The organism is Burkholderia sp. Ac-20379 (assembly GCF_017104645.1).
GTDB lineage: Bacteria > Pseudomonadota > Gammaproteobacteria > Burkholderiales > Burkholderiaceae > Burkholderia.
Window position 1 is genome coordinate 1 of record NZ_JAAGPF010000299.1, and the last position, 9,099, is coordinate 9,099.

Here is a 9,099-nt window from a genome sequence, read left to right on the forward strand (position 1 = left end):
GCGTCAGCCCGCCCGTCAGCACCGGAGCGCCGGCGCGCGGCGGCGCGATCCGGTGCGTGCCGCGCTCGGTGTGCCACTCGAGCGGATACGGAAAGCGCAGCGTGCCGAGCCGGAAGCCGCGCGCCGACGCGAAACGATAGGCGCGCGCGCCGCTCGCGATCCGCTGCATGTTGCGCCCTCAGCCCCGCCGCCGTGCCGCTCAGGCGCGGTAGCCGCCGCCGTCGCGATCGAGCAGGCGCAGCAGCGCCGTCCATTCGCGATCGAGGTGGACCGTGTCGAGGTAGGCGTAGTCGTCGTGCTGCTTGGCCGCGTGCTCGCACACTTCCGGCGACGGCATCGTCACCTTCTGGCCGGCCGACAGCGTCGCGACCTGGATCTCGCACGCCTTGTTCAGGTAGTACATGCGCGTGAACGCCTCGGCGATCGAGCGGCCCGTGGTCAGCAGGCCGTGATTGCGCAGGATCAGGTGGTGCTGGTCGCCGATCGAGCGGACGATGCGCGAGCGTTCGTCGAGATCGAGCGAGATGCCTTCGTAGTCGTGATAGGCCACGCGGTTGTAGAACTGCATGCTGATCTGGTTCAGCGGCAGCAGCCCGCATTCCATCGCCGCCACCGCCATGCCCGGCGTGGTGTGCAGGTGCACCACGCATTCCACGTCGTGACGCGCCTGGTGCAGCGCGCTGTGGATCGTGAAGCCGGCCGCGTTCACCTCGAAGCGCTCGTCGCCCACCGGGCTGCCGCTCACGTCGATCTTCACCAGCGACGACGCCGTGATCTCGTCGAAGAACCAGCCGTGCGGGTTGATCAGGAATTGCGCCTCGGTGCCCGGCACGCGCGCCGAGATATGCGTGTAGATCAGGTCGGTCATGCCGAACTTCGCGGCGAGGCGATAGGCGGCGGCCAGTTGCACGCGCGTATCCCATTCGGATTGCGAAACGTTGCGCGGCTTGCGGTTGACATGCGGATCGGTGGTCGAAATCATTCCGGGGGTTCTCCGTGTACGGCGTTGATAGTTGAAATAAGGCGGTGCGTGGCGCGCTCAGTCGAGCGCGGCCGCGAGCTCGGGCACAACCGTGAACAGATCGCCCACGATGCCGTAGTCGGCCACGCTGAAAATCGGCGCTTCCTCGTCCTTGTTGATCGCGACGATCACCTTCGAATCCTTCATCCCGGCCAGATGCTGGATCGCACCCGAAATCCCCACCGCGATGTACAGCTGCGGCGCGACGATCTTGCCCGTCTGCCCAACCTGGAAATCGTTCGGCACGTAGCCCGCATCCACCGCCGCGCGCGAGGCGCCCAGCGCCGCGCCGAGCTTGTCGGCCAGCGGCTCCAGCGTGGCGGTGTAGTGCTCGCCGCTGCCCAGGCCCCGGCCGCCCGACACGATGATCTTCGCGCTCGTCAGCTCCGGACGGTCCAGCTTCGTCACTTCGCGATTCACGAACTGCGACTTGCCGCTATCGGCCGCCGCCTCGATCTTCTCGACCGCCGCGCTGCCGCCTTCGGCCGCCACCGGGTCGAAACCGGTCGCGCGCACCGTGATCACCTTGATCGGATCGCTCGATTGCACCGTCGCGATCGCGTTGCCCGCGTAGATCGGGCGCTCGAACGTGTCGGCGCTGTCCACCGCCGTGATGTCCGAAATTTGCGCGACGTCGAGCTTCGCGGCGATGCGCGGCGCGACGTTCTTGCCGTAGGCGGTGGCCGGCGCGAGGATATGCGAGTAGTCCTTCGCAATGTTCAGCACCGTCGCTTCGACGTTTTCGGCCAGGCCCTCGGCCAGATGCGGCGCGTCGGCCAGCAGCACCTTCGCCACGCCGGCGATCTTCGCCGCGGCATCGGCGGCGGCTTGCGCGTTGCCGCCGGCCACCAGCACATGAATGTCGCCACCGATCTTCTGGGCGGCGGCCACCGTGTTCAGCGTCGCGGCCTTGATCGAGGCATTGTCGTGTTCGGCAATGATCAGAATCGTCATCTTTGTCTCCCCTTACAGCACTTTCGCTTCGGTCTTCAGCTTCTCGACCAGCGTCTTCACGTCGGCCACCTTCACACCCGCCGCGCGCTTGGGCGGCTCGGCCACCTTCAGCGTCTTCAGGCGCGGCGCGACGTCCACGCCGAGGTCTTCCGGCTTGACGTTTTCCAGGGGCTTCTTCTTCGCCTTCATGATGTTCGGCAGCGTCACGTAGCGCGGCTCGTTCAGGCGAAGATCGGTGGTGACCACGGCCGGCAGCGTGAGCGACAGCGTTTCCGAACCGCCGTCCACTTCGCGTGCGACGGTCGCGCGGCCGTCGGCGATCGTCACCTTCGAGGCGAACGTCGCTTGCGGCAGGCCGGCCAGCGCGGCCAGCATCTGGCCCGTCTGGTTCGAGTCGTCGTCGATCGCCTGCTTGCCGAGGATCACCAGTTGCGGCTGTTCCTTGTCGACCAGCGCCTTGAGGATCTTCGCCACGGCCAGCGGCTCCACGCCTGCATCGGCCGTGCCCGCTTCCACCAGGATCGCGCGGTCGGCGCCGATCGCCAGCGCCGTGCGCAGCGTTTCCTGCGCCTGCGCCACGCCGATCGACACGGCGATCACTTCGGTCGCCACGCCCGCTTCCTTCAGGCGCACCGCTTCTTCCACGGCAATCTCATCGAACGGGTTCATCGACATCTTCACGTTCGCGATATCGACGCCCGTTCCGTCCGACTTCACGCGCACCTTCACGTTGTAGTCGACCACGCGCTTCACAGGGACCAGCACTTTCATCCAGATTGTCCTCATCACTTCGTCAAGCGCCGGACCGCCGGGCCGGCGTCAGGCGACACCGGCGCACGATACTCGCGATCCAGCAAAAAATCTGCAAAAAAATAAATTTTCAGAAAAATGTAGCGTCGCGTATAGTGACAAAAACCGGCAGGAGACAACGCCTCATCCATCCGCCACATCACATAAAATAAACAATAAATCAGTAACTTATGAGACACATCCAACAATCGACCCGCCACGGAACACAAAAATATTTTTGACTCGGTTGACTTCACAATAAGACGTCACTCATCATATGTCAACGAACAAATAACACCGTCCGAAGCGCCGCGAAACGCCGGCGCGACGGACTCAAGGCATGGATTTACACAGGAGAGTCATGGTGGCCAGTAACGACAAGGCACGAGTCGGCGTAGACATCGGCGGGACGTTCACCGATGTCGCACTCGAACTCGGCGGGCAGCTCTATTCGACCAAGGTGCTGACCGACTACACCGCGCCCGAGCGCGCGATCATCAAGGGCGTCGGCATCGTCGCCGAGAAGGCCGGCATCGCGCTGGCCGACATCGGCGTGATCATTCACGGCACGACGCTCGCCACCAATGCGCTGATCGAGCGCCGCGGCGCGCGCACCGCGTTCGTGACGACGGAAGGCTTCCGCGACACGATCGAGATGCGCACCGAGAACCGCTTCGAGCAATACGATCTGAACATCAAGCTGCCGCCGCCGCTGGTCGAGCGCTGCGACCGCTTCACGCTGGCCGAGCGGATCGACGCGCAGGGCGGCGTGCTGCTCGCCCCCACCGAGGCGCAGATCGCGCGCGTGGTGGAACGCATCGAGGCCGGCGATTACGAGAGCGTGGCGATCGGCTTCATCCACGCCTACGCGAACGGCGTGCACGAGCGCATGATGCGCGACGCGATCAGCGCGCGGCTGCCGAAGGTGTCGGTGTCGATCTCGAGCGAGGTGTCGCCGCAGATCCGCGAATTCGAGCGCTTCAACACGGTGTGCGCGAACGCCTACGTGCGGCCGATCATGAAGTCCTATCTCGATCGCCTGCTCGACGAGATGCGCAAGGCCGGCGCGGCCTGCCCGATCTTCATCATCCACTCGGGCGGCGGCATCGTGTCGGTGGAGAGCGCCTCGGAATTCCCGGTGCGCCTGGTCGAATCGGGCCCGGCCGGCGGCGCGATCTTCGCGGCGCACATCGCCGAGCGCTACGGCCTCGACACCGTGCTGTCGTTCGACATGGGCGGCACCACGGCCAAGATCTGCCTGATCGACGATTTCACGCCGAAAACCGCCAACACGTTCGAAGTGGCCCGCACCTACCGCTTCAAGAAGGGCAGCGGCATGCCGATCTCGATCCCGGTGGTGGAGATGGTGGAGATCGGCGCGGGCGGCGGCTCGATCGCCTCGATCGACGTCATGAAGCAGATTCGCGTGGGCCCGCACAGCGCGGCCTCCGAACCGGGGCCGGCCTGCTACCAGCGCGGCGGCACGCAGCCCACCGTGACCGACGCCGATCTGCTGCTCGGCCGGCTCGACCCGGCGAACTTCGCCGGCGGCACGATCCCGCTGTCGCTCGAGAACGCCGGCCAGGCGATGGTGGGCGAAGTGGGCGGCGCAATCGATCTGGATGCCGAAGCGACCGCCTACGGCGTGGCCGAGGTGGTGGACGAGAACATGAGCAACGCGGCGCGCGTGCACGCCGTGGAAAGCGGCAAGGACATCGGCGATTACACGATGATCACGTTCGGCGGCGCGGGCCCGCTGCACGCCGCGCGCCTCTGCGAAAAGAGCGGCATCGCGAAGTTCATCGTGCCGCCGGGCGCGGGCGTGGGCTCCGCGATCGGCTTCCTGCGCGCGCCGTTCGGCTATGAGAGCGTGCGCAGCGCCAACCTGCGCTTCGCCGATTTCGACGCGGCCGTGCTGACCGAGCAGGTCCGGCAACTGGCCGACGAGGCGCTGCGCTTCGCGCGTCAGGGCGCGGCCGACGCCGAGCCGAGCGTGGACGTGAAGGCGTTCATGCGCTACGTGGGCCAGGGCTGGGAAATCCCGGTCGCCCTGCCCTATCGCGCGTTCGCCGACGCCGACCGCGAGGCGTTCGCGCAGTTGTTCACCGATGCCTACACGCGTTTCTTCGGACGCCCGATCGACGGCCTCGACATCGAGATCGTCAGTTGGGCCGTGCGCGCCAGCTCGCCGCTGCCGCCGGTCGAACGCCTGACGCTGGTCGACGCGCACGCGGCCGTCGTGCCGCCCAAAACCCGCACGATCTTCGACGCCGCGCTGCACCGCAACGTGGAAGCCGCCATCGTCGAGCGCGGCACGCTGAAGGCGGGCGACCGCGTGATCGGCCCCGCGATCGTCGTCGAGCCGGAAACCTCGACCCTCGTCACCTCGTCGTTCGACGCCACCGTGCAGCCGGACGGCTGCCTGCTGGTCGTCTCCAAGGCCTTGGCCGCCGGCACCGCACACCAGGAGTAAGCATGTCTCTCGATCGATTCGACACCATCCACATGCAAGTGATGTGGAACCGCCTGATCTCCGTGGTCGAGGAGCAGGCCATGGCGCTGATCCGCACCGCCTTCAGCACCAGCGTGCGCGAGGCGGGCGACCTGTCCGCCGGCATCTTCGACAAGCAGGGCCGCATGCTCGCGCAGGCGGTGACGGGCACGCCGGGCCACGTCAACACGATGGCCGAGGCCGTCGAGCACTTCATCACGGACATCGGCCGCGACCGCATGTACGAGGGCGACGTCTACCTGACCAACGATCCGTGGAAGGGCACGGGCCACCTGCACGATTTCACGGTGGTGTCGCCGTCGTTCCATCGCGGCGAGCTGATCGGCTATTTCGCCAGCACCGCGCACGTGGTGGACATCGGCGGGCGCGGCTTCGGCCCCGATTCGCGCGAGGTGTACGAGGAAGGCCTGTTCGTGCCGATCATGAAGCTGATCGAGCGCGGCGAGGTGAACCGCGATCTCGTCAACATCCTGCGCAACAACGTGCGCGAGGCCGACAAGGTGGTGGGCGACCTCTACGCGCTGGCCTCGTGCAACGAAACCGGCCACAAGCGCCTGATCGAGATGCTGACGGAGTTCGACCTTCAGGATGTCGAAGGGATCGGCGCGTTCATTCTCGAGCGCAGCCGCGAAGCGACGCTGGAGCGGATCGCCGCGCTGCCGAAGGGCACGCAGTCGAACGCGATGACGCTCGACGGCTACGACGCGCCCGTCACGCTGAACGTGGCGCTGACGATCGCCGACGATCACCTGCTCGCCGATTTCGACGGCACCTCGCCGGCCAGCCCGTTCGGCATCAACGTGCCGCTGCTCTACGCGAAGGCCTACGCGTGCTACGGCCTGAAGTGCATCATCGCGCCCGAGGTGCCGAACAACGCGGCCTCGCTCGAGCCGTTCCGCGTGCAGGCGCCGAAGGGCTGCATCCTGCACGCGCAGCGCCCGAGCCCGGTGGCGGTGCGCCACGTGCTCGGCCACTTCGTGCCCGACCTGGTGCTCGGCGCGCTGCACAAGATCCTGCCGGGCCGCGTGCCGGCCGAAGGCTCCGGCGCGCTGTGGAACCTGCACGTCAGCGCGCGGCCGGTCGATCCGGCCTCGGGCCTGAAGGGCGCCGAAATCCTGATGTTCAACAGTGGCGGCACCGGCGCGCGCTCCGAGCTGGACGGCCTGTCGGCCACGGCGTTCCCGAGCGGCGTGCATGCGATGTCGGTGGAGGCCACCGAGCAGGTCGGCCCGATCGTGGTGTGGCGCAAGGAAATGCGTTCGGGGTCGGGCGGCGCGGGCACCCATCGCGGCGGGCTCGGCCAGATCGTCGAGATCGGCCCGCGCGAGGGCTATCAGTTCCGCTTCAACGCGATGTTCGACCGCATCGATCACCCGGCGCGCGGCCAGGGCGGCGGCCTGCCCGGCGCGCCCGGCGCGGTGGCGCTGGCGGACGGCACCAAGCTCAAGGGCAAGGGCACCCAGCACGTCGAATCGCACGAGCGCGTGGTGTTGTCGCTGCCGGGCGGCGGCGGCGTGGGCGCGCCGGCCGAACGCGATCGCGACGCGCTGCGCCGCGACCTGAAGAACGAATACATCTCCGAGGCGCAGTTGCGCGACGACTACGGCCTGACGCCCGACGCGCTCGCCGCCGCGCCCCGCTAAGGACCTGACAAGGAACCGATCATGACCGATATCAGCAAGCCCCCGTTCAAGAACCTCCTGATCACCGGCGCGGCCGGCGCGCTCGGCTCGGTGCTGCGCGAAGCGCTGATCCCGTACGCGCAGGTGCTGACGCTCAGCGACCGCGCGCCGCTCGGCGAGGCGCGCCCGAACGAGCGCCATTTCGTCGGCGACCTGGCCGACCGCGAGCTGGTGTTCTCGATGATGGAAGGCGTGGACGCCGTGATCCACCTCGGCGGCGCGCCGCGCGAGAACACGTTCCAGGTGATCCTCGATTCGAACATCACGGGCAGCTATCACATCTACGAAGCGGCGCGGCAGCTCGGCGTGAAGCGCGTGATCTACGCCAGCTCGGTGCATGCGATCGGCTTCTACGAATGCGTGCAGACGATCGACGCGAACGTGCCGCAGCGCCCCGACAGCCTGTACGGCGTCAGCAAGGCGTTCGTCGAGAACCTGTCGCGCTACTACTTCGACAAGTTCGGCCTCGAATCGGTGTGCCTGCGCATCGGCTCGTGCTTCCCGAAGCCGGTGGATCGCCGCATGCTGGCCACCTGGTTGTCGTACGAGGATTTCACCCAGCTCTGCATCCGCTCGCTGATGGCGCCGAGCACGGGCCACATGATCGTGTACGGCAACTCGAACAACAGCGCGAACTTCTGGGACAACACGCAGGCCGCCTACCTCGGCTATCGCCCGAACTACAGCGCCGACGCCTATCGCGCCGAGGTGTACGCGAACACGCCGATTCCCGACCCGCGCCATCCGGCCACGCGCTTCCAGGGCGGCAGCTTCGCCGCCGACGGCCACTTCGAGGATCCGAAGCCGCAATGACCGGCTTCGCGCCGCTCCCCACCATTCGAAGGCATTGACATGGCACAGCAGCAAGCAACCCAATCGCGCTACGACGTCGTGATCGTCGGCGGCGCGGTCGTAGGCAGCGCCACCGCCTACTTCCTCCAGTCGAACCCGGATTTCAAGGGCTCGGTGCTCGTGATCGAGCGCGACTGGACCTACGCGAAATCGGCCACCGCGCTGTCGAGCGCGTCGATCCGCCAGCAGTTCTCGAACCCGCTGAACATCAGGATCTCGCAGTTCGGCACCGAGTTCATCCGCGATTTCCACGCGCGCGTGGCCGTGGACGGCGACGCGCCCGAGCTCGGCTTCAAGGAAAACGGCTACCTGTACCTCGGCGACGCGGCCGGCGCGCCGATGTTCGAGCGCAACTATCACACGCAGCGCGAGAACGGCGCGGACGTGGTGCTGCTCGACCGCGCCGGCCTCGACCAGCGCTTCCCGTGGCTGCACACCGAGGATCTCGTCAACGGCGTGTACGGCCAAAGCGGCGAAGGCTGGTTCGACAGCTACGGCCTGCTGCAGGGCATGCGCCGCAAGGCGCGCGCGCTCGGCGCGGAGTACATCGAGAACGAGGTGGTGGACGTGGTGCGCGACGGCAACCGCATCAGCGGCGTGGTACTGAAAAGCGGCGAGACGATCGGCTGCGGCACGCTGGTCAACGCGGCCGGCACGCGCGGCCCGGCCGTGGCGCGCCTGGCCGGCCTGCCGGTGCCGGTGGAGCCGCGCAAGCGCTGCCTGTTCGTGTTCGATTGCCGCACGCCGCTCGAGGGCATCGTGCCGCTGACCATCGACACCACCGGCATCTTCTTCCGCCCCGAAGGCCAGTACTACCTGACCGGCTGCTACCCCGATCCCGATCCGCTCGCCGACGTCGACGATTTCGACGTGATCCATTCGGAATTCGACGACATCATCTGGCCGGCGCTGGCCGCGCGCATTCCGGCGTTCGAGGCGATCAAGGTGGTCAATGCGTGGGCCGGCCACTACGATTTCAGCGTGCTCGACCACAACGCGATCGTCGGCGCGCACCCGGAGGTCGAGAACTTCCTGTTCGCCAACGGCTTCTCGGGCCACGGCCTGCAGCAGTCGCCCGCGATCGGCCGCGGGCTGGCCGAGTGGATCGCGTATGGCGAATACCGCGCGCTCGATCTGTCGCCGCTCGGCTTCGAGCGCGTGATCGAGAACCGTCCGTTCCTCGAAGAAGGTGTGATCTGAGATGAGCACGTCCTCCGTTTCCGCTTACCGCAGCGCGCTCGTCACGGGCGCGTCGAGCGGCATCGGCCGCGCGATCGCGCGACCGATGC

7 protein-coding genes are annotated in these 9,099 nt (G+C 67.1%); 4 read left to right on the forward strand and 3 right to left on the reverse strand.

Annotation, left to right across the window (positions count from 1 at the left end; genetic code table 11):
- Nucleotides 1-199: 199 nt before the first annotated feature.
- From G3N92_RS26705 to G3N92_RS26715, 3 genes are read right to left on the reverse strand one after another with little or no spacing between them, the layout of a single operon-like run.
- Nucleotides 200-982, reverse strand: coding sequence for a class II aldolase/adducin family protein (locus tag G3N92_RS26705; protein ID WP_206130592.1), 783 nt, complete (start codon nucleotides 980-982; stop codon nucleotides 200-202).
- A gap of 57 nt (nucleotides 983-1,039) precedes the next feature.
- A complete protein-coding gene (locus G3N92_RS26710) occupies nucleotides 1,040-1,975 on the reverse strand; it encodes an FAD-binding protein (RefSeq protein ID WP_206130593.1) in 936 nt (311 codons plus the stop codon).
- A 12-nt stretch (nucleotides 1,976-1,987) separates the two neighbouring features.
- Nucleotides 1,988-2,746: an electron transfer flavoprotein subunit beta/FixA family protein gene (locus tag G3N92_RS26715; protein ID WP_206130594.1), complete on the reverse strand. Its 759-nt coding sequence runs from the start codon at nucleotides 2,744-2,746 to the stop codon at nucleotides 1,988-1,990.
- Between the two features lie 379 nt (nucleotides 2,747-3,125).
- Between G3N92_RS26715 and G3N92_RS26720 the strand changes: the two genes are divergently transcribed.
- The 4 genes from G3N92_RS26720 to G3N92_RS26735 are packed head-to-tail and all read left to right on the forward strand — an operon-like array spanning nucleotide 3,126 to nucleotide 9,010.
- The gene (locus G3N92_RS26720; RefSeq protein ID WP_206130595.1) at nucleotides 3,126-5,237 is read left to right on the forward strand and encodes a hydantoinase/oxoprolinase family protein; all 2,112 of its coding nucleotides are present in this window, start codon (nucleotides 3,126-3,128) and stop codon (nucleotides 5,235-5,237) included.
- Between the two features lie 2 nt (nucleotides 5,238-5,239).
- Nucleotides 5,240-6,919 carry a hydantoinase B/oxoprolinase family protein gene (locus G3N92_RS26725; RefSeq protein ID WP_206130596.1) on the forward strand — a complete coding sequence of 560 codons (1,680 nt, stop codon included), beginning with the start codon at nucleotides 5,240-5,242 and terminating at the stop codon, nucleotides 6,917-6,919.
- Nucleotides 6,920-6,940: 21 nt separating this feature from the next.
- Nucleotides 6,941-7,771, forward strand: coding sequence for an NAD(P)-dependent oxidoreductase (locus tag G3N92_RS26730; RefSeq protein ID WP_206130597.1), 831 nt, complete (start codon nucleotides 6,941-6,943; stop codon nucleotides 7,769-7,771).
- 39 nt (nucleotides 7,772-7,810) lie between these two features.
- Complete coding sequence (locus G3N92_RS26735) at nucleotides 7,811-9,010, forward strand: FAD-binding oxidoreductase (RefSeq protein ID WP_206130598.1); 1,200 nt, start codon at nucleotides 7,811-7,813, stop codon at nucleotides 9,008-9,010.
- Nucleotides 9,011-9,099: the final 89 nt, after the last annotated feature.